Source organism: Bacillus sp. SIMBA_008, from assembly GCF_046535495.1.
Classification (GTDB): Bacteria; Bacillota; Bacilli; order Bacillales; family Bacillaceae; genus Bacillus; species Bacillus subtilis.
The window spans coordinates 1-421 of the sequence record NZ_JAWRWL010000050.1 but is presented as its reverse complement, the minus strand read 5'-3'; the positions used below and the strand labels follow the sequence as shown (position 1 = coordinate 421).

The 421-nt window shown below is 40.6% G+C and carries 1 protein-coding gene; it reads left to right on the top strand.

Translation table 11 applies throughout. The features are described 5' to 3' along the window. Window positions 1-30: 30 nt before the first annotated feature. A partial coding sequence (locus SB658_RS22040) for an SMI1/KNR4 family protein (RefSeq protein WP_410602320.1) occupies window positions 31-421 on the top strand: 391 nt, incomplete at its 3' end.

Below are 421 nucleotides of genomic sequence, written 5' to 3'. Positions count from 1 at the left end.
GACCTTAACACAGATTGGGAGGCACCCACTTTGAAATCATTCTGGGAGAAAGAAGAAGAGAGTCCTTTTACGTTAAAAAAGATAGATGAGGAACAAATTCATGAAGCAGAGGGCACTCTTGGAGTCATTTTACCTGATACATACAAAAAGCTCATTTTAGAATGGAATGGCGGGTTTACAGTTCGTAATGCTTTTCCAACCGAACAGCCGAATTCATGGGCTGAGGATCATGTTCAATTTGACAATTTAAGAGGAATCGCCAAAGATGATGGCATCATGAATAGTCTTCGGTTAAGTAATGAATTGGATCTGCCTGAGGGACTTGTCATCATCAGCGGAGAAGAAGATACATGGATCGCCATGGATTATCGAGAAACGAAGGAACATCCTTCTATTCACTATTTTGATTTAGAGCTGGAAG